Genomic DNA, 18,725 nt, shown 5'->3' with positions numbered 1-18,725 from the left:
GAAGCCCAGGCGTCGTGAACCAGAATCCGTGTCAGAGCGGCACGACATCGTGAAACTTGCCGTAGTCGAGATGCGTCTCACCGTCCCGCTCGACCATCAGGTCGACGTACTGATGCTGCCAAAGAATCAATTCAGGCGGCCATGCATAACGCGCCTGCATGGGCTGCGCCGTGGTTTCGTCCAGGCCTTCCACCATCAGCATCAACTCGGCGTTGCTCGCTGTGAGCGACTCGAGCGTCTGGCCAAAGAGCGGGCTTTCTTCATCGATGACATGCATCAGGCTCCAGCCGAGCAGGAAGATCGGATGCTGTTCGCGGATCAGCGGAAGGTCAAGCACCTTGCGAAAATAGAATCCTTCGGGCGTGGTCTCCGAACGCATCAGGCGCATCTTGGCCTTCGCTTCCACAATCACGTTTTGCCGCGCATTGGCGGCGCGGACCATGAGTGTCATGCGACCGTCGATAGGACGAACCACGGCGCGTTTCGCGAAAAGAATACGTGCATGGGGCCGTGAAAACCGCGCGAAGATCATGTCGGTCGTCAACGCAATGCCTGACATCCCAACGAAGATCTCGAACGTGGCGACGCTGTGGCCGTAGATGGTATCCGATGCATGTCGCCATAACCGACCGTTGCAAGTGTCTCCACGCTGAAGAAGAACGCGCCTAGCAGACCTGGAGGAGACTGGTTTGCAATGGCGTGATGTCCCAGCAGGTACAGCAACGCGAACCCGAAGTTGAGCAATAGAAAGAGCAGCGCGGCGACCGCGAAGAAGAGCGGCCATCCGACCGTCAGTGCTATGTGATAGATGTCCTGCCAGAAGTAGGTCTTGAGGCCATGCGTGACGACATGGCGGTTTTCACCCAGCGCCAGCCGGCGATGCGGTGCCCCAGGCTCGTATGCCTCATCGGATGACGACTGCGTGGTATTGGATGGCATCGTTGAAATGACTCTCAAAAGGGAAGACGGCACATCTCGAGCGGAGATCAGTATGATCCCGATGGCTTGTTCTTCGTTCATCACGGCGTAGGGAGCGAACGCTGGAGCGCGGACGGTTTCGCGAAACTTGTATAAGACCGATACCGGTTGAACAAGTCGCTCGCGCGTCGGAGCCGCAGAAACTGCGGGACCGAATGTCCATCTTGACTAGCTCGGAACGCGGTCTATTTTTAAGTTGAGGTAGCAGTTCGTAAGATCGCTGAAGATCCTGGGAACGCAACTGCGTGCTGTCGCTTAAGGGGACACTTAAAAAGGCTTAAAAAGAAACGCAAGCGTGGCTCTTGATCCTGAGCACGGACTCCTGGCTAAAGCGTGCTTTGTATTCGTTGCCGATCGCTTTTACCGCAGCTTCGCTAGGCTCGTTGTCGGGATGGACCAGGCTAAGTACAAACGAGGCTTCGTGAACGATCGTGGTATTAGCGCCCTTCCATTGTCCGGAGGCTTGCCACACCGTCAGCCCTTGAGGAAACCGGGGCGTCACTGAGGTTCGCAGGAATTCCGTCCACTCTCCGGGCGTAACGATACCGACGGGCTTGGCCGTGCCGAAGATCATTACGTCGTTGACCGCGCGCTCTTCGCCGGGAGCGCACTGAGTCTCCTGTACTGCGGCGCATCCATAGACGGTAAGCATGGACGTGAGCGCCGCAGCGGTTCGAAGACGAGATAAGGTCAGTAGCGTCATTATTTGTGCGGTTTTCAAGCCAGCCAAGCTGGCTTGGGGGCTATTGGCCGGCCGCTGCCCAGAGTAAGGAGAGGCCAGACGACAACATGAGTCCGTCGACCAGCAATTTGAACGTCGACGGCGCCATGCGGACGACGATCGACTTTGCGAAAAACGATCCGGTCATGAGCGCCGTTCCCGCGATCAAACCTTGAAACACGACGCCCGCCGGCAGGGCACCAAACTCCTTGAACGCAGCGATCTTGGTCCCGTACACGGCGAGCGAACCGGCGGCTTCAGTAGCGAGAAAAGCGCCTCGTTCAAGTCCGTAAGACGTAAAAACAGGCACCGTGATCGGACCCGTTGAGACGACAATGCCAGTCAAAAATCCGACTGGGCCGCCGATCAGCGCGAGGTGCAAGAGGCTGAACTTCACCGACCGTCGCGCGAGCCATCGCCGCGTGGGAATCATGGCTACAAAAAATACGCCGAGGGCTATTTCAACTGCGCGGGCGGGTAACAATAACAGCGTGTGAACCCCCAGCGCTGCGCCCGGAACAGCGGTCAGGCAATAGGCGCCGCAAGCACGCCAGTCAATCTCTCTCCACCACGCGACGATCTTGCCGAAATTCCCCATGATCGCGCCGATTGCCATGATGGGGACGGCCTGCTGGGGACCAAACAGGATCACGAGGACCGGCATCAGCATCATGGACGATCCCGTGCCGATAATGCCGCTCAACATGCCGGCTGCCACGCCGACGATTAAAACAAGGACGTATTCCATAGCGCGCGTCTTTGTAGAGATTATTCGAAAAAGCGACATTGAAACGGGACCAGCCAGTACGGCGCACGACGTATGGTACGTGAACTTTCTGCGCCTCGTGACGAGCGGCCGACGAGGACAAAGCGAGCTTTCGAGATTTTCCGGGACTAAGCCCGCACACCTAACGCAACGCCAGTGCCCTGTATTCCGCGTTAGCGGCACAATGCCCGAAAGCGCTTGACTTAGAGTGCGCTCTAAGTCCTACCATGCTCTATGTCGAAACGAGAACGAAGCCATGAAGATAGGTGACATCACCGGGCAGACGGGCCTCACGGCCCATACGATTCGCTACTATGAACGGATTGGATTGCTCCCGTTCGCGCCGCGAGACAGCGCCGGTCAACGTATGTATGACGCTTCCATCCTTACATGGATCCAGTTTCTTGGCCGGCTAAAAACGACTGGCATGCCGATTCAGGAAATGCTGCGTTATGCCGGCCTTCGCGCCCAGGGTGCAGTGACTGAGGAAGCGCGGTGCAAGCTGCTGACGGAGCATCGCGATCAGGTTCAACTCAGGGTGGCGGAATTTCAGGCATGCCTTCTCGTCCTCGACAACAAGATAGCTGGTTATGCCAATGCTCAACTGAGGACTGAAAAATGCAAAACACGATCGAACGCCAAGCGGATCGGGAAAGCCGCCTAGAACGAGGCAAACGGGTGTTGTCGGAGATCGACGGGGAAGCCGGGGAGAAGGTCATCGAATCGCTTGCCGATATCGCCCCGGACTTTGCGAAGTACCTTTTTGAATTTCCATTCGGCGATATCTATTCGCGACCGGGTCTGGACATCCGTGCTCGTGAAATTGCCACCATTGCAGCACTCACCGCGTTGGGCAATGCAACGCCCCAGCTTAAGGTTCATATTGCCGCGGGGCTTAACGTGGGTCTTAGCCGCGACGAGATAGTCGAGACCATCATGCAAATGGCGGTGTATGCGGGATTCCCGGCGGCGCTCAATGGCCTGTTCGCTGCGAAGGAAGTTTTCAGCAATCACGTCTGAGCTGGGCCACTTGAAAGCGCACCTACGCGAAGCCGCGATCTGATCGCTCGCGTCCATATCGTTCAAGCAAGCACGAGCGTGGGCGCGGGGGTGACAGCCGGACGCGCAATCGCGAGAAAGGCGTTGAGCGCGGTGCTCGCGTACACGTCGCGGCGACGCACGAACAACGTGTCGACGCGAGCCTCTTCGGGCGCAATATCATGCACTGCCACGCGGCCTTCGCGCCACGCCGTGGCGACTACGCCTCTCGGCAGCAGCGTCACGCCGACGCCCGCAGCCACACAACCGAGCATGGCGTCGAGTGAGCCGAATTCCAGTGGCGTGCTGACCTGTAAGCCATGCCGCGTGAGCACGCTGTCCAGCCGTGCTCTATACGAACATCCAATCCGGAATACGATGGTCTTCACGCTGCCTGACTGCGCAAGCTCAGCGATAGAGCGAATATGACGCGCGGTCACGAGCACCATTTCCTCTCGAAAGATGACCTCGGTGGACAGGTCCTCATGACGCACGGGACCCGCGACAAACGCACCGTCGAGCCGGTATTGCAGCACGTCGTCGATCAGGCTCGCCGTGGTCCCGGTGCGCACCACCATGTCCACTTGCGGATAAGCCAGCGCAAACGAAGCGAGTACGTCGGGCATGCGCAGTGCAGCAGTGGTTTCCAGCGTGCCAAGAACCAGCGGTCCACCCGGGACGCCGTCATCTTTGACGGCGCTGCGTGCGTCGTCGAGTAACCGCGCCATCTGTCTGGAGAAAGGCAATAGCCTGCGCCCCGCAGCCGTCAGTTCTACGCCCCGGTGGTGCCGGTGAAAGAGGGGTGCACCCAATTCCTCTTCCAGCAAGCGAACCCGCGCCGTCACGTTCGACTGAACAGTATGAAGTTCCAGGGCTGCACGATTCATGCTGCCGTTTCGCGCGACCGACTCGAATATGCGTAAATCGGCGGCGTCCATGTCGACTCTCGATATCGGGAAAAGTGATAGCAATTATCACATCAAAGCGCCGCTCGCTCCTTGAAAGCTTGCTAAGCTTTGCGCTGCTGACGGCGTGGGCTAAAGGCCGTCCTTAAGCGGAAAGCAAACGGTTCTATTGAAAAGCAAAGCGGGCATTGGGAGCGCGTTTTTCGCGGTAATGGAGCCGGCCCGCGCGTGGGTCAAGCCGAGTGCAATGGATGGATCCAAGGCACTCAGGCACCGCAATGATCAAGGAGAAAAGAAGCATGAGTACTTGGCGCAATCGTCGGATTCTCGACTTGTTTGGTATTGACGCACCTATTATTCTCGCGCCCATGGCGGGCCCCGGCACGCCCGAATTGGCCATAGCGGTATGCGAAGCAGGCGGCCTGGGATCGCTGCCTTGCGCGCTACTCACCGTGGAGCAAGCGCGTGACGGCATCGCGTTGATCCGGTCGAAAACGCGCTCCCCGATCAACGTCAATTTCTTTTGTCACGTTCCGCCGCAAGCCGATGTATCGCGCAGCATGGCATGGCGCGCGCGTCTGGCGGAGTATTACGTCGAGTATGGACTCGATCCCGAAGTGACACCGCCCGCGGCAGGTCGTCGTCCATTCGACAGTGACTTCTGCGCGGTCGTGGAAGAATTCAAACCTGAGGTCGTGAGTTTTCATTTCGGACTGCCAGATAAAATACTGTTCGATCGCGTGAAGGCGACCGGCGCGAAAGTCATCGCGTCGGCAACGACTGTCGCGGAAGCGCGCTGGCTTGAGGCGCAAGGGTGTGACGCCGTGATTGCGATGGGCGTTGAGGCAGGCGGGCATCGTGGAAATTTCCTGACGCAGGACTATGCCGCTCAGGTCGGCACGTTCGCACTGGTGCCGCAAGTAGCTGATGCCGTCTCGGTTCCCGTGATCGCCGCCGGCGGCATAACCGACGCACGGGGAATTGTCGCTGCGTTTGCACTGGGCGCGTCGGCCGTGCAGATGGGGACCGCGTATCTGTTTTGTCCCGAGGCGAAACTGCCGGAGGTGCATCGAATAGCGCTGCGCGAGTCGCAGGATGATTCCACCGTGTTGACGAACATATTCACGGGCCGGCCGGCGCGCGGCATCATCAATCGGGCTATCCGTGAACTAGGTCCGCTGTCCGCCGTGGCACCCGCCTTTCCGCTTGCCGGCGCCGCGCTTGCGCCGCTCAAGGCCAAGGCCGAGCAGGCGGGCAAGGGCGACTTCACGAGCCTGTGGTCAGGGCAGGCGGCGCGGCTTGGGCGTGAACTGCCCGCAGGCGAATTGACGCGCGTGTTGATCAGCGAAGCGCTGGCGAAGATGGCGCAGGCTTGACGCGTTGCCGGTAGCGTTCACCCTTCGCATTGGATGCGTTAGAAGCGGTCGAACGTCACCCGTGCATCGCTGACTCGAGCACAGTAAAAATGCGCGGGTCCGTCGATTGGGCGACATTAAAACGCAGGAACTGGCTTGCGGACTGCGCAACGCTAAACGCATTGCCCGGCGCAAGAATGACGTTGTCTGCCAGCGCCCGGCGGGCAACGTCCGTTGCATCCAGTCCTTCGGGCAGCTTGCACCAGAGAAACATGCCGCCTCGCGGCTCGATCCATGGTTCTATACCAAGTGCTCCCAGCCGCGCGCTCGTTTGTCCCATCGTACGGGACAAGCGCTCCCGCAAGTTCTCCATATGCTTTCTGTACGTGCCGTCTTTCAGCACGCCGAGAATGAGTTCGCCCGAAAGTCGTCCGCCGCCGAATGAGGTGGCAATCTTTAAATCGATCAATCGTTCGACCCAGTCGCGCCGCACCGCGATAAAACCGCAACGCACTGACGCCGAGAGACTCTTGGAAAAGCTGCCGATATGGACGACTCGCTCCAGGCCGTCGAAAGCTGCCAGACGGGGGGCGGATTCGTGCTCGAAGTCGCCGAAGATATCGTCTTCAATAATCGTGAGACCCGACTGGTCCGCGAGCTTCAGAAGCCGATGCGCGACGACCGGCGAGAGCGTTGCGCCCGTCGGATTGTGAAGCGCCGAATTGGTGATGTACAAGCGCGGCCGATGCTCTGCCAGCGCCTGCGCGAACAGGTCGATATCGGGACCTGCGGGCGTATGCGGAACGCTCACGATCTTGGCCCGGTGAGCACGCAGCAGGGCGAGAAAATTGAAATAGCAGGGGTCATCGACGAGTACCGTATCGCCCGGTTCGAGCAGCAGGCGGCATAACAGGTCGATGGCCTGCGTGCCGGATTCGGTGAGGATGATCTGGTCGGGCGCCGCTTCAATGCCGCGATCCGCCATGCGGCGGGCGAGCAATTGCCGCAGCGCCGGGAGCCCGAGGGACGTGCCGTAATCGGCCAGCACGGCCGCGTCGGTGCGCGCGACGGATCGCAATGCGCGACGCAGCCCCGCCTCGGGCAGCCACGATGCAGGCAGCCAGCCGCAACCGGGTTTAAGGGCATTCGCGCCGGCCTCCAGCGATTGCCGCGACACCCAGAACGGATCGACAACGCGGTCTAGGCGCGGGCCCAGTTCAGCGAGCGACAGCGGCGGCAGGTGTCCGGCGACGTAAAAGCCGGAACCGCGGCGCGACTGGATGACCCCTTCCGCAGCGAGGCGGTCGTAGGCTTCCACCACGGTGGACTTCGAGACTTGCAAGGTTTCGGCGAAGCCCCGGATGGACGGAACCTTGGCGCCAGGCGTCAGGGTGCGTCCGGCAATCCGCTGCCGGATGGCCTGCATGACACGCTCGACCAGCGTGCCGGCGTCTGTGGCAAAAAAGGTGGTGTCTTCCATGTGTACTGATTTTTAACCCATACAGTTTTCCATAACTGTAGTGCACTGTCTCTGGAAAATCCATGCCTTGAGGGCCGATACTGGCTAGCTGAAAATAGGGGAACATGATGGACAAGACGGCAAGCGGATGGACGAACGGTTTCCTCGGGATGCTGATTTTCAGCGGATCATTGCCCGCGACACGTGTAGCGGTCGCGGCGTTCGACCCGGTCTTTCTCACGGTCGCGCGTGCTGGCATTGCTGGCTTGCTGGGACTGGCGCTCTTGCTGATGTTCCGGCAAAAGCGGCCCGAAAGAGGCGATCTGATTTCGCTCGCAGTGGTGGCGTGCGGCGTCGTCATCGGCTTTCCGCTGCTCACCGCCCTTGCGCTCAAACACATCACCGCCGCTCATTCGGTTGTCTTTGTTGCCTTGCTGCCGCTTTCGACGGCGATCTTCGGCGTGCTGCGCGGAGGTGAGCGTCCGCGCCCTGCGTTCTGGCTGTTTTCTGGTTTTGGCGCCTTGCTTGTCGCCGGATTTGCGCTGGCACAGGGGACGGGGGCATCACCTGTCGGCGATGTCCTGATGTTCGCGGCCATCGTTGTCTGCGGGCTTGGTTATGCGGAAGGCGGCAGGCTGTCGCGCAAGCTTGGCGGCTGGCAGGTGATCTCGTGGGCGCTGGTGTTGTCGCTGCCTATCATGGCACCGCTGGCGCTTGCCACCATGCCATCGTCCTGGGCCGATGTGGGTGGCTCGGCATGGATGGGACTTGCCTACGTCTCCTTGTTCAGTATGTTGATCGGTTTCATGTTCTGGTATCGCGGCCTGGCTCAGGGCGGTATTGCGGCGGTCGGGCAGTTGCAATTGCTGCAACCGTTCTTCGGGCTCGTGCTTGCCGCGACGTTGTTGCACGAGCCGGTCGGCTGGCCGATGGTGGCTGTCGCAACGGCCGTGGTGCTGTGCGTGGTCGGCGCCAAGCGATTCGCGCGACCGGTCGATGTTACGTTATCGCGTTAGTGCATTTTTTTGGCTGCCCCCATGAGCGCGGCCCGCTGCAGGTTAAGCTCCAGACTAACTCAGCGGCCGGCTCCGACAGTCTGTTTTGTCTTTATGCGGCCGTGGCAATCCATCCTGATCCAATGCCACTATTGAACGTCGACGACTATTTTTCCCTTGGTGCTTCCCGCCGCAATAGCCTGATAAGCGAGGTCGGCGCTAGCCAGATCGAAACCGCGTGGGTCCACTCGGGGCAAGAGCTTTCCCGCCTCAACCAGCCGTGTCGCTACCTGCAGAATTTCTCCGTGATGCTCACGGTGCTTGCCGGTTAGCAGCGGTGAGAGCGTGAATACGCCAGAGTATGTTGCTTCGTGAAATGACAACGGCGCGAGGGCGTGCGTCCCCCAGCCTAGCGCGCTCACGACATGCCCGAATTGCCTGACCGCCGAAAACGACGCGTCTAACGTTGCCCCACCTACGGTGTCGGCCACGAGATCAAAACCTTCCCCTCCCGTGTGTTCCTGAACGTATTGCTCGACCGTGTGTTCACGATAGTCGATAGCGGTCGCGCCATAAACCGCCATAAGTTCGGCGTCACCCTTGCTCACCGTTGCAAAAACGTGACCGCCTAACGCTCGCGCGAGTTGCACCGACACGTGTCCGACACCCCCTGCTCCGCCCTGTACAAGCACCGTTTGCCCAGCGTTCAACTGCGCTCTGTCCACGATTCCCTGATAAGAAGTGATAAAGCTGAGCGGCAGCGCTGCGGCTTCTTTCATCGACAGGTTGGAAGGCTTCAACGCGATCAGTCGAGCATCTACTGCTGCGAACTGAGCGAGTGAGCCCTGGAGACCGCCGACGCCGCCAGTCATTCCGTACACCTCATCACCTACCTTGAACTGATCGACGCCTTGCCCGACCGCTTCGACCACGCCTGCCATATCGATACCCAGCACCAACGGCAGCGGATGCCTGGCATGCGCGGCGCTGCCCGCGCGAATCTTGATGTCCAGCGGATTCAAGCCGCTCGCTTTAATACGGACCAGCACCTGGCCGGGTTGCGCGCTTGGGCGAGGGACTTCCGTCAGTTCAAGCGGACCGTTATAGCGGCTCAGAACCAACGCTTGCATGTTCATGGTGTTTATCCCGGTGATTGATCGAATTTGCTTGATTCATCTTCGTCCATGCGGGAAATTACGACAATCGACGTTATTGCACGACGACCAAACGTTTATGCATGAGGAAAAATGGACTGGGGCGATGTTCGGATTTTTCTGGCGATTGCCCGCACGGGTTCGCTTGGCGCGGCCGCAAAGCAGACCGGTCAAACACAACCGACAATGGGTCGGCGGCTGCGAACCCTCGAATCGGCAGTCGGCCAAACCCTGTTTCAACGCACCACGGACGGTTTTGTCCTGACAGACGAAGGAGCGGCCGTACTGATGCACGCGGAGCGTATGGAGGAGGACGCACTCGCGTTCGAGCGCTCTTTGGCCGGCAAGGAGCCGCATCTTACTGGCGTGCTGCGGGTATCATCGTCGGACTGGTTTGGCATTCATGTCCTGACGCCGCTCTTCGCTGAATTCCTTAAGGCTAATCCGCGCGTGAGCATCGAGCTCGTGACGGATTCCCGCCGGTTCAATCTGGCAAGGCGCGACGCGGATCTGCTGTTTCGCATCACGCAGTTTGACGAGGCCGATGTGATTCAGCGGAAGTTCATGCACATGGACTACGCGCTGTACTCTCCGGTCGACATGATCCCGCCGCAAGCCGGCGACGGCGACGGGTATAGCCTCGTCACCATGGACAGCGCTTTTGGAACGCTGCCGGACGTCGACTGGGCGAGACGCGTGTTGCCGAAAGCACACGTGGCGTTCGGCAGCAACAACCGCGGCGCACAAGCCAGGATGTGTGCGGAGGGGGGCGGACTCGCCGTACTCCCGTGCGCGCTCGGGGACAATACGACCGGCATACACCGCATCGATCTGGGAGAGACACCGCCTGGCCGCGACGTCTGGTTCGGTTACCATCGCGACCTGCGCCGGCTCGGAAGACTGCGAGCGCTGCTTGACCTGGTTATCGAGCGATTAGCGAATGTGTGAATCCAGTAGTCCCGTCGATTTAATTCGGCCACCGTATGCTTTCAATAAGCTTCCGGTGAAACGAACATCAAGGCGGATCAGAAGCGTGAAATGGCCCGGAATATTGCCGCGCGCGTATTGCTCCTGCAATACGTTGCGCTCGGCAAACTGAAAGATCGCGCGTTGCGAATCCACGTTTTTTAACGAGTCGGAATGGCCGCGAACGAATTGTTTCACCCGATTCAGAGTCTGACGCCGCGTGTAAGATATCGTTAATATCAATGGCTAGATCAGTTGGGCCGGGCGTGGTATTTATATTTTATTGCCCCGCAACGTGGTTGTTTTCGCTGCGACTCGGCGTGATGCGCGTACACTAGCCGCTGTTTCAGCGAAGAGGCCCCTGGGGAACCACCCCTGCGTGCAGGCAACACCTCTTTCGTCGCCGGCTGATACGGCGTGCCGCCGTTCACGGTGTGACGACTACTGAAAACCCCGACGAAGTTCGCAGGCCGGTATGTCTTTAGTCCGGCAACCATCGGTCTGGCAGGCTTGGTCTGTTCGCCCAGCGGCCAGACCGGCTGAGACGCAGCGGTGACCCGTTAGCAAAATGCGATTGCCTCTGCGCTTACCTTTGTTGATCAATACGCTGTCGAACACCCAAACAACTTCAAAGAACGACTTTTTATAATGCAAACGGAAATGCCCACCCTTAAAGAACTGCTCGCGCAACGCGAAGCGCTTCAAGATCAATTGAACATCGCTCGACAGCGCCAGGCCGAAATCGTCCTCGCTGAAATAGTCGCCAAGATGGGCGAATATAAGATCTCGCTTGCCGAGCTCATGGGACACAACACTCAAGTCAAGGCGACTGCCGCGGTGGCCGCTACAACGGGCGTGCCAAAATATCGTGACGTGGTGAGCGGTGCGACCTGGTCTGGCCGCGGTCGAGCGCCTCATTGGATCGTCGACAAGAACCGTGACGAGTTCCTGGTAACTGCTTGAACCAGTACTTTGATGTGGAGCATCGATGCATTTAGGCATCGACGCATCGACGCATCGACGATGAGGCATGCGATTGCGCAACGCGAGCAAGCCTCGCTCGCGGAATTCGAAAGATCCCAAAGGCCGCGCGAAAAACTTGAGCAACACGTAGGACCCCACTGAAGACGAATTGACGCCTTCGCCCGATGTCGATAAGCGGGCGGGTCGGGCGTCGCGCGTTCTGATCGACGAAACACCTCCTGTAATCTCGCATTGACGCACCACGCGAGATGCGAGCTATACTAAAGAAGTTGCATATGCATCTGATTTTGGCGCTAACCGCGTTTTCCCGGTGCTAAGAGGGTGCTTAATTGCGGTGGTGCAACGGCTTGTGATTATTCGCCGCTAATCGATTCTGGAGTGTCATGTTCACGGACTGCTACTGCACACAATTCCGCCGCTCGGCGAACGCCTTGACGAGCGTCTACGACGACGCGCTCCGGCCGATCGGATTAAAAATCACGCAGTTCTCCCTTCTCCGGGCGCTCGAGCGGCTTGGATCGGCGACCTTCACTGAAATCGCGGTGGAAGCGGCGCTGGATAAGACCACTATCTCGAGAAACCTCAAGGTCCTGATCGATGCCGGCTGGGTCAAGGTCGGCAGCGAAGAAGACGCCCGCTTCAAGGTCGCTACCTTAAGCAAGGAGGGGTTGAAAATGCTGCGGCGTGCGGAGCCTCATTGGCAGGTTGCGCAGAAGCAGGTTGAAAGCGAAGTTCAAAAATTCATGAAGGGGCCAGCCAGCAAGCGACTGTTGGAGGCGCTCGAAACGCTTCAAGGCGTGGGGCGACAGGTGTGACGCTTGTGGTTCCGGCTGACGGTTTGTTGCATCGGCTGCCGGGTAAACACGTGTATCTGACTGATACTGCAAATCATAAGATGTAGCTACAACTAGTTTTCCGGATTTTCATTTGTTAGATTAGTTGTAGCTACAACTGTATGGCGTTGAATTTTATCTTCTGCAAAAAATGGTTGTATATGCAATAGATAAGATGAAATAACGAAAACGCGGTTTTATTGTTCAAGGAGGGGCTATATGCCTACCTATATTGTTTCCGCTGCGAACGGCCGCCTGTCTGCCGATGCAAAACAACGCATCGCGGAGGAGATCACCCGGATTCACAATCAGGCCACTGGCGCGCAGTCTTTCTTCGCTCAGGTGATTTTCAACGAAGTGCCGGAAGGTAATCACTTCGTGGGTGGAAGTCCGCTTCGCTCGGAGCAGATTTTCGTGCACGGACATATCCGCGCCGGTCGCAGCGCAGAGCGCAAGCGTGAGTTGCTTGAGGGCATTGTCGACGCAATTTCGAAAACCACCGCGGTTGCCAAGCGATACGTCTGGGCCTACATATCCGAACTGCCCCCGGCTCAGATGATCGAATACGGCCATGTTCTACCGGAACCCGGTTCTGAACAAAACTGGCTTTCGTCGCTACCCGCCGAAGACCGCGACTATATGCAAAGCATCTGAAGCGGCGTCTGACGTACGCGACGCCGCTTCCATGTCAAAGAGCATGATCGATCGACGTTCAACGCGAACATTGATCGATTGCTTGCACAAGCGAATCCTGCATCGACTGATCCTGGAAAAAAGCGTCGAGACTACGGTGTTCATCTTTTGCGAACGCCTGAAGGCACCGCGCATTGTTTGCACGGCTGCTCGAGACAGAACAGGCAAGTGCGACCATCAGCGCTGCTAATCCAAGGACCGCTATAGCGGCGCTGGTGGCTCGTGCCGGGGACCATCGCCACTCGATACGCTTCTTAACCACGGCCATTCGATGCAACTCGTTATCCATTTGCTTGCCTCCATTATGATTAGCAAGACAACTATTTGCTTTTAAAAAAAGCCGTTGAACTTACACCAATGCCTTCCTCACGTCGTGCATGGACGCGACCGCCGACTCGAACAACTCCGGGCCGATCTTTGCGCGCAAGGTCCGTGCAATCCTGGCGCTGGCATTGTTGATTGGCCGATCGAGCGCCAGACCGGTTGGAGTTGGATGGACTGTCCACTCCCGGCCATCTTCCTTGGCTTGACGGCGTTCGACTAATTGCTTTTCGCAGAGACTGTCGATAAGCCGGGTTGCGGTAGGGCGCGCTATACCCAGGATCTCCGCCACCTGACTGCTGAGGCAGCCGGGCGTAGCCAGCACGACACGAAGCACAAATCCTTGTGGTGGCGTCAGCCCGAATTCTGCATAGACAACAGTCCACTCCCGCTCCACGAGACGGGCGAGGGCAGCCGAATTGAAGTAAAGGCAGTGATCGAACATGAATCGATTAAATCACAAAATAGTTAGCAAGGCAATTAATTGTGGGCTTGTCGTTCCGGTAGATTGCCGCCCGGAAAGCCTTGCGTGCCTGGCAAGCAATAGAGTAGGTCTCGCTTCTCGCCTGGTTACCACCTTTAACGCGTTGCTTGGCCGCTCGCCTATCAGCTCTCTCATGGCCCGGTGCATGCAGAGGGTTGCGCGCTTGGCTAAGCGCGGAAAGCGAGACCATTTCCATCGATACCTATTTGCAAATCGGGATTTCTTGGTTTGTGATGGTTTCGCGCACCGTTACTCTCCTCAGCTATTGCAGCCGATTCACTGCTACTTGGTCGATAATGTTGACCCGCGCTTAAGCGACCAAGAAACCGTTCCCCTTAAAAAACGACTATTCAACCGAGGCCACATCCCCATGGGAATCGCGAAATCAATCAAGGCATGGGGCGCCGCCGCGCTCGTTCTGACCATGTCCACTGCTTCCACCGCTTATGCGGCGGACTCGGTCACGGTGGCATCGAAGATCGACACCGAGGGCAATCTGCTTGGGAACATCATTGCGCAGGTGCTGAAGTCGCATGGCATTGCGGTCTCCGACAAGATCGGCCTCGGGACCACGCCGATCGTGCGCAAGGCCATCACGACGGGTGAAATCGACATCTATCCGGAATACACCGGCAACGCCGCATTCTTCTTCAACAAGGCCGATGACCCGCTCTGGAAGAATGCGGCCAAAGGCTATGAGGAAGCCGCCAAGCTCGATTACGCGGCCAACAAGATTGTCTGGCTGACGCCCGCGCCGGCCAACAACACCTGGGCCGTAGCCCTGCTGGGAACCGTCGCGAAGGCCAACAAGATAAAGACCTTCGAGGACTTCGGCAAGTGGGTGTCGGCGGGCGGTCAGGTCAAGCTCGCGGCGTCGGCTGAGTTCGTCAATACCGCCGCCGCACTGCCGTCGTTCGAAAAGACCTATGCATTCAAGCTGAAACCTGAACAACTTCTTGTGCTCTCGGGCGGCGATACATCGGCGACGATCAAGGCGGCCGCCGAGCAAACCGACAAGGTCAACGCAGCCATGGTCTACGGCACGGACGGCGGCATAGCGGCCGCGGGACTGGTCGTGCTGGAGGACAACAAGGACGTGCAGCCCGTCTACGCACCCACACCGCTGATTCGCGAGAGCGTACTGAAGGCGCACCCCGAGATTGCCGGCTATCTCAAGCCGGTATTTGCCAGTCTCGATCTGAAGACCTTGCAGACGTTGAACAGCCGCATTCAGGTCAACGGCGAGCCGGCCGCAACGGTCGCGGCGAGCTATCTGAAATCGAAGGGCTTCGTTAAATGATTGCCGGGACACGGGCCGACGCACGCACCGATGAAACGCCGGCCACGGCCGGCGCGCAGCAGGGTGCAAGCGCCTTGCGTATCGACAAGGTCGGTTCGCTGATCGCAGCGATAGCCTTGCTCGCGCTGGTGTTCGAACCGTTCGTGACGTTTCGGGCGAACCGGATTGTGTCCGGCAAAGGTCTCGGGTTGACCGACATCTTCACAGCCGGGCAGGCATGGGCATTTCTTGCGGTGCTGGCCGCAGGGGCGCTGTTCGCGTTGCTGCGCAGCCGTCCGACGCTTCGGTTCGTGGTCGGCGTTGTCCTGCTCCTGACGCTGTGCGTGCTGCTCGGCCTTGTGCCTGCGCATCTCGTCACTGCCGATAACCCGTTGGCGCGGGTGTCGCCCGCGGGTGGTTTCTGGATCTTGTTCTTCGCGTTCTCGGTGCTGGTAACCGACGCTATCGCCAAGCTCTCGTTCGGACCGGTGCAACATCTTCTTGCGCTTGCACTGGCCGCGGCCGTTATTGCAGCCATTCTTGGCAGTGGCTTATGGAGCGGGTTGTCGGTGATGCAGGAGTATGCGAATCACGCCGATACCTTCTGGCTCGAAGCGGCCCGCCATGTTGAACTCGTCACGGGGTCGGTTGCGGCGGCGGTCCTGATCGGTGTGCCACTGGGCGTTGCGTGCGCAAAGTGGTCGGCGCTGCGTGCCGTCGCGTTACCTGTACTCAACATTATTCAAACCATCCCGAGTATCGCGATGTACGGTTTGATGATGGTTCCGCTAGGGCTTCTTGCCACCCGGTTCCCGCTGCTCGATGCGCTTGGCATTCGCGGTATCGGCGTCGCGCCTGCGGGAATTGCGTTGTTTCTCTATTCGCTGCTGCCGGTCGCGGCAAGCGTTGTGGTGGGATTTGCGCAGCTTCCGCACGAGAGCGTTGAAGCGGCAGTGGCGATGGGCATGACCCCGCGCCAGCGGCTCTTTGCGATTGAACTGCCGCTTGCGTTGCCGGTCATCCTGACGGGCGTGCGGATCGTGCTGGTCCAAAACATTGGTCTGGCGACCGTGGCTGCGCTGATCGGCGGAGGTGGCTTCGGTACTTTCGTATTCCAGGGTCTTGGGCAAGCGGCGACTGATCTCGTGCTGCTCGGCGCCGTGCCGACCATCGCGCTCGGTCTCGCTGCGGCAATCGTGTTCAACGCCGTGACCGAACTCGCTAAAGGACGTCACTAAATGACGCAAGGACGCCACGTATGATCGAAATCGAAAAACTCAGCCGGCGTTTCGGCGATATTGTCGCTGTCGATGACGTCTCGCTCACCATCGAACGAGGCACCATCACCGCGTTTGTCGGCACATCCGGCAGCGGCAAGTCCACGCTCCTGCGCATGATCAACCGTCTGATCGCGCCCACGAGCGGCACGATCCGCATTGACGGAAGCGACACCGCAACCGTGCCGGCTGAGGCATTGCGGCGCGGGATTGGTTATGTGATCCAGGGCAACGGCTTGTTTCCGCATTGGACGGTGGCTCGCAATATCGCGACGGTTCCGCGCTTGATGGGGTGGAGCGCGGCGAGGATCGACCTGCGTGTGCGCGAGTTGCTGGCACTCTTCAATCTGGACGCCGATGCCTACCTGGACAAGTATCCCCATCAGCTTTCGGGTGGTCAGCAGCAGCGTGTGGGGGTGGCGCGGGCGCTGGCGGCGGAGCCTGCAATCTTGCTGATGGACGAGCCGTTCGGTGCACTCGATCCCATCATTCGCGCTAAGGCGCAGGAAGACTTGCTTGCGCTTCAGCGGCGTCTGGGGATCACGGTCGTGATTGTTACGCATGATATGGAAGAGGCGTTGCATCTGGGTGACCGCATTGTGGTGATGGACGGTGGCCGCGTGCTTCAGGCGGCTACGCCTGCCGAGATCTTGAGGCGGCCTGCGCCGGGTTTTGTCGAGCGATTGGTAGCGGGCGTCGACCGGCCGTTCCGGCTGCTGTCGCTGATTCCTGTTAGTGAAATCGCCGAAGCGGGCGCCGCCGAGGGCAGTGCGATTGCTGGCACGCAGAGCCTTCGCGATGCCCTGTCCGAGTTGCTTTGGCGTGGCGCGCAGAGCTTGCCGGTTGCATCGGCGGACGGTGCAGTGCAGAGCCGTATTTCGCTTGCATCGATCCTGGCGCGTGCCGAGAGGTCCGCATGAAATCAGCTGCCTGGATAGCGCGTACGTTGGCGCTTGCCGTACTGCTCACGTTGCTGTTCAAGCCGCATGTGTTCCAGCCGCTCCTTGCCCCGCTGGCTGAAAACGGCGCACCGGCGCTTTATGACCGGGCGAGCCTGCTGGACCTCACGCTTGCACATCTCGCGATCGTGGCGGCCGCGAGTCTGGTGGGTGCGGTGATTGCGTTGCTTGCCGGGATTTTCGTCACGCGCGAGGCGGGTGCGGAATTCCTGCCGCTCGCGCGCAGCGTAGTGAATATCGGGCAGACGTTTCCGCCGGTGGTTGTGCTCGCGCTTGCGGTGCCCGTGGTCGGGTTTGGTGTCAAGCCGACCCTGGTCGCGTTGATTCTTTATGGTCTCCTGCCGATCTTCGAGAGTACTATCACGGGGCTGAAGGAGATTCCGTCTGTGACTATCGACGCGGCGCGAGGCATGGGCATGAGCGCGGCGCGGCAGTTGTTCGCGGTTGAACTGCCGCTCGCGCTGCCGGTTATTCTCGCGGGACTGCGCCTTTCCGTTGTGATCAATCTGGGGACTGCGACTATCGGGTCGACCGTGGCGGCGAAGGGGTTGGGCGATGTCATTATTGCGGGTCTGCAGACCTCGAATACTGCTTTTATCCTGCAGGGTGGGGTTATTGTTGGGTTACTTGCCGTGCTGATCTATGACGCGATGGGTGTTGCCGGGAGGTTGGCCTCAAGGCATGTGAGGGCCGTCGGCGGGGTTTAGGGCCTTTGGGTTTGAGGTGGTCGGTTCTGGGGTTAGTGGTTGGGGTCTATGCCGGGGTGGTGGTTTCGGCGTTAGTGGTCGGGGTCTATGCCGGGTTGGTGCTTTCGGAGTTAGCGGTCTGCGGGAGTCGGATTTTCTCTTTATCACTATTAGCCACTGTGCGTGGCGGCACGTCATTTCTTTGTCCAAAGCGACAAAGAAACGAAGCAAAGAAAGCGCTTTTAAACCACGCTACCCTAAGTGTCCACAGCGTGCAGTTTCTATTCATGGGTGCCCCAAAAGCACGGTGCTCGCCAGAGCGGAGGATGTTTGAACCCCTCCTTCTCGCGAACCCTGACACGAACACGCTTCGCCCCGTACGCTCTCGGGCAAGCACAATTGCTAAGGAACCCGCACGGCCTTACAGGTATTTACGGCTGCGATTTTTTGACAGGTTAGCTACCTGGTCTGTGCGACCGTATTCATTCGCCACAGCTTCATGCGTGTTTGTGTTTGCTGCTTCAGTTTTTTGTGAATTGGCTGCGCGTGCTGTACAGCCATTTTCGTCGGTTACGGCCGTCCGCATCTTTGCGGCCGCGTTTCTTGGCGGGTTGGCGGCGTGGTTCGACATGCGTGAAATTCGGTGGTTGGTTGTCCGCGGATAGCGCGGGGTGCTCCTTGGGCAGGTTCAATCACTGGTGGCGAAGCGTGTGGGTATCGGTGTTCGGAGAAGGAGGGTTTCACACATCCTCCGCTCTGGCGAGCACCGTGCTTTTGGGGCACCTATGAATAGAAACTGCACGCTGTGGACACTTAGGGTAGCGTGGTTGAAAGCGCTTTCTTTGCTTCGTTTCTTTGTCGCTTTGGACAAA

The 18,725-nt window shown here is 58.9% G+C and carries 19 protein-coding genes and 1 pseudogene; 12 read left to right on the top strand and 8 right to left on the bottom strand.

Annotated features, from left to right (window positions below; genetic code table 11):
• Positions 1 to 31 precede the first annotated feature (31 nt).
• From ACSQ8V_RS30415 to ACSQ8V_RS30405, 3 genes and pseudogenes are all read right to left on the bottom strand, one after another.
• Positions 32 to 939: pseudogene (locus ACSQ8V_RS30415) on the bottom strand (ion channel).
• 316 nt (positions 940 to 1,255) lie between these two features.
• Positions 1,256 to 1,630 (bottom strand): DUF3574 domain-containing protein, encoded by a 375-nt coding sequence (locus ACSQ8V_RS30410; protein WP_255631428.1) that lies wholly within the window; start codon positions 1,628 to 1,630, stop codon positions 1,256 to 1,258.
• Between the two features lie 91 nt (positions 1,631 to 1,721).
• Positions 1,722 to 2,447 carry a sulfite exporter TauE/SafE family protein gene (locus tag ACSQ8V_RS30405; protein ID WP_436208257.1) on the bottom strand — a complete coding sequence of 242 codons (726 nt, stop codon included), beginning with the start codon at positions 2,445 to 2,447 and terminating at the stop codon, positions 1,722 to 1,724.
• Between the two features lie 274 nt (positions 2,448 to 2,721).
• Between ACSQ8V_RS30405 and ACSQ8V_RS30400 the strand changes: the two genes are divergently transcribed.
• Together ACSQ8V_RS30400 and ACSQ8V_RS30395 are read left to right on the top strand one after the other, a co-directional pair.
• A complete protein-coding gene (locus tag ACSQ8V_RS30400) occupies positions 2,722 to 3,129 on the top strand; it encodes a MerR family transcriptional regulator (protein WP_436208256.1) in 408 nt (135 codons plus the stop codon).
• Positions 3,084 to 3,485 carry a carboxymuconolactone decarboxylase family protein gene (locus tag ACSQ8V_RS30395; RefSeq protein WP_436208255.1) on the top strand — a complete coding sequence of 134 codons (402 nt, stop codon included), beginning with the start codon at positions 3,084 to 3,086 and terminating at the stop codon, positions 3,483 to 3,485. Before ACSQ8V_RS30400 ends, ACSQ8V_RS30395 begins: the two co-directional genes overlap by 46 nt.
• 62 nt (positions 3,486 to 3,547) lie before the next feature.
• Here ACSQ8V_RS30395 and ACSQ8V_RS30390 read toward each other — a convergent pair whose 3' ends face one another.
• Positions 3,548 to 4,441 carry a LysR family transcriptional regulator gene (locus ACSQ8V_RS30390; protein WP_436208254.1) on the bottom strand — a complete coding sequence of 298 codons (894 nt, stop codon included), beginning with the start codon at positions 4,439 to 4,441 and terminating at the stop codon, positions 3,548 to 3,550.
• Between the two features lie 266 nt (positions 4,442 to 4,707).
• Between ACSQ8V_RS30390 and ACSQ8V_RS30385 the strand changes: the two genes are divergently transcribed.
• A complete protein-coding gene (locus tag ACSQ8V_RS30385; protein WP_436208253.1) occupies positions 4,708 to 5,784 on the top strand; it encodes an NAD(P)H-dependent flavin oxidoreductase in 1,077 nt (358 codons plus the stop codon).
• A gap of 55 nt (positions 5,785 to 5,839) precedes the next feature.
• Here ACSQ8V_RS30385 and ACSQ8V_RS30380 read toward each other — a convergent pair whose 3' ends face one another.
• The gene (locus tag ACSQ8V_RS30380; RefSeq protein ID WP_436208252.1) at positions 5,840 to 7,243 is read right to left on the bottom strand and encodes a PLP-dependent aminotransferase family protein; all 1,404 of its coding nucleotides are present in this window, start codon (positions 7,241 to 7,243) and stop codon (positions 5,840 to 5,842) included.
• A 107-nt stretch (positions 7,244 to 7,350) separates the two neighbouring features.
• Here ACSQ8V_RS30380 and ACSQ8V_RS30375 point away from each other — a divergent pair, with 107 nt between their 5' ends.
• On the top strand, positions 7,351 to 8,238 hold the full coding sequence (locus tag ACSQ8V_RS30375) for a DMT family transporter (protein ID WP_213765153.1): 888 nt from the start codon (positions 7,351 to 7,353) through the stop codon (positions 8,236 to 8,238).
• Between the two features lie 128 nt (positions 8,239 to 8,366).
• Here ACSQ8V_RS30375 and ACSQ8V_RS30370 read toward each other — a convergent pair whose 3' ends face one another.
• A complete protein-coding gene (locus tag ACSQ8V_RS30370; RefSeq protein WP_436208251.1) occupies positions 8,367 to 9,353 on the bottom strand; it encodes a zinc-dependent alcohol dehydrogenase family protein in 987 nt (328 codons plus the stop codon).
• A gap of 111 nt (positions 9,354 to 9,464) precedes the next feature.
• Between ACSQ8V_RS30370 and ACSQ8V_RS30365 the strand changes: the two genes are divergently transcribed.
• Positions 9,465 to 10,319: a LysR family transcriptional regulator gene (locus tag ACSQ8V_RS30365; RefSeq protein ID WP_436208250.1), complete on the top strand. Its 855-nt coding sequence runs from the start codon at positions 9,465 to 9,467 to the stop codon at positions 10,317 to 10,319.
• Here the strand turns inward: ACSQ8V_RS30365 and ACSQ8V_RS30360 are convergent.
• Positions 10,305 to 10,535: a hypothetical protein gene (locus tag ACSQ8V_RS30360; protein WP_436208249.1), complete on the bottom strand. Its 231-nt coding sequence runs from the start codon at positions 10,533 to 10,535 to the stop codon at positions 10,305 to 10,307. The two genes, ACSQ8V_RS30365 and ACSQ8V_RS30360, sit on opposite strands and share 15 nt — an antisense overlap.
• 450 nt (positions 10,536 to 10,985) lie before the next feature.
• Here ACSQ8V_RS30360 and ACSQ8V_RS30355 point away from each other — a divergent pair, with 450 nt between their 5' ends.
• The 3 genes from ACSQ8V_RS30355 to ACSQ8V_RS30345 all read left to right on the top strand — a co-directional run bounded on the left by ACSQ8V_RS30355 (position 10,986) and on the right by ACSQ8V_RS30345 (position 12,808).
• Positions 10,986 to 11,300, top strand: coding sequence for an H-NS histone family protein (locus ACSQ8V_RS30355; RefSeq protein WP_436208248.1), 315 nt, complete (start codon positions 10,986 to 10,988; stop codon positions 11,298 to 11,300).
• 404 nt (positions 11,301 to 11,704) lie between these two features.
• Positions 11,705 to 12,136, top strand: coding sequence for a MarR family winged helix-turn-helix transcriptional regulator (locus ACSQ8V_RS30350; protein ID WP_213765150.1), 432 nt, complete (start codon positions 11,705 to 11,707; stop codon positions 12,134 to 12,136).
• A gap of 237 nt (positions 12,137 to 12,373) precedes the next feature.
• A complete protein-coding gene (locus tag ACSQ8V_RS30345) occupies positions 12,374 to 12,808 on the top strand; it encodes a tautomerase family protein (protein ID WP_213765149.1) in 435 nt (144 codons plus the stop codon).
• A 388-nt stretch (positions 12,809 to 13,196) separates the two neighbouring features.
• Here the strand turns inward: ACSQ8V_RS30345 and ACSQ8V_RS30340 are convergent, their stop codons facing one another.
• On the bottom strand, positions 13,197 to 13,613 hold the full coding sequence (locus tag ACSQ8V_RS30340) for a MarR family winged helix-turn-helix transcriptional regulator (protein WP_213765148.1): 417 nt from the start codon (positions 13,611 to 13,613) through the stop codon (positions 13,197 to 13,199).
• A gap of 463 nt (positions 13,614 to 14,076) precedes the next feature.
• Here ACSQ8V_RS30340 and osmF point away from each other — a divergent pair, with 463 nt between their 5' ends.
• The 4 genes from osmF to ACSQ8V_RS30320 are packed head-to-tail and all read left to right on the top strand — an operon-like array spanning position 14,077 to position 17,874.
• Positions 14,077 to 14,952 carry a glycine betaine ABC transporter substrate-binding protein OsmF gene (gene osmF, locus ACSQ8V_RS30335; RefSeq protein ID WP_255631436.1) on the top strand — a complete coding sequence of 292 codons (876 nt, stop codon included), beginning with the start codon at positions 14,077 to 14,079 and terminating at the stop codon, positions 14,950 to 14,952.
• Positions 14,949 to 16,169 (top strand): ABC transporter permease, encoded by a 1,221-nt coding sequence (locus ACSQ8V_RS30330; protein WP_213765146.1) that lies wholly within the window; start codon positions 14,949 to 14,951, stop codon positions 16,167 to 16,169. The genes osmF and ACSQ8V_RS30330 overlap by 4 nt, the downstream gene beginning before the upstream one ends.
• Positions 16,170 to 16,189: 20 nt before the next feature.
• A complete protein-coding gene (locus ACSQ8V_RS30325) occupies positions 16,190 to 17,128 on the top strand; it encodes an ABC transporter ATP-binding protein (protein WP_436208247.1) in 939 nt (312 codons plus the stop codon).
• Entirely contained in the window at positions 17,125 to 17,874 is a 750-nt protein-coding gene (locus ACSQ8V_RS30320; protein ID WP_436208246.1) for an ABC transporter permease, read from the top strand. The genes ACSQ8V_RS30325 and ACSQ8V_RS30320 overlap by 4 nt, the downstream gene beginning before the upstream one ends.
• The last annotated feature ends 851 nt before the right edge of the window (positions 17,875 to 18,725 follow it).

This window comes from Caballeronia sp. LjRoot31 (assembly GCF_964253885.1).
Taxonomy (GTDB): domain Bacteria; phylum Pseudomonadota; class Gammaproteobacteria; order Burkholderiales; family Burkholderiaceae; genus Caballeronia.
This window is presented reverse-complemented; position numbering and strand designations above follow the sequence as displayed.